Source organism: Acetobacter okinawensis, assembly GCF_002153655.1.
Lineage (GTDB): Bacteria > Pseudomonadota > Alphaproteobacteria > Acetobacterales > Acetobacteraceae > Acetobacter > Acetobacter okinawensis_A.
Window position 1 is genome coordinate 1 of record NZ_JOPJ01000087.1, and the last position, 448, is coordinate 448.

Below are 448 nucleotides of genomic sequence, written 5' to 3' on the forward strand. Positions count from 1 at the left end.
AGCCTTGCCACTGTGGACTTGCCACACCCCGGAGGCCCAACCAGAAGCACCGGACGCATGGGAACAACTTTTCCCCATTCAGACCATTCCTCATCACTGCAAGCCAGCACCTCAACAGCCTGTGGAGCATGAGGACATGCGTCCAGAACTCTGGCCTTCAGGGTTGCAAAGTTACGCGGGGTATGGAGTTTGACAGGGTTTTCCAGCCTTCTGACACTGGCAAAACGATCCATGCGTCTTGATGGGGAATTTTCAGGAAAGCTGTGGCCTTCGGGAAGAACCTTCAGGCAGGTAAAGCCTGACCTTTGTTCACCAACAGGGGTTTCCTTATCCGGGACAATGCCCAGAAGCTCTTCAAGGAATGCTTCGGAAGAAAGAGTGTCTGTCTGTGTATCGGGAGTATTGTTTTCGGTCATCTGCCTGTTCCTGTTGTGTGAGAAGGGAAGAA

1 pseudogene is annotated in these 448 nt (G+C 52.5%); it reads right to left on the bottom strand.

Features of this window, described 5'->3' with window-relative positions:
• A pseudogene (locus tag HK26_RS12840) lies at window positions 1-416 on the bottom strand (hypothetical protein); the annotation flags it as partial.
• Window positions 417-448 lie beyond the last annotated feature (32 nt).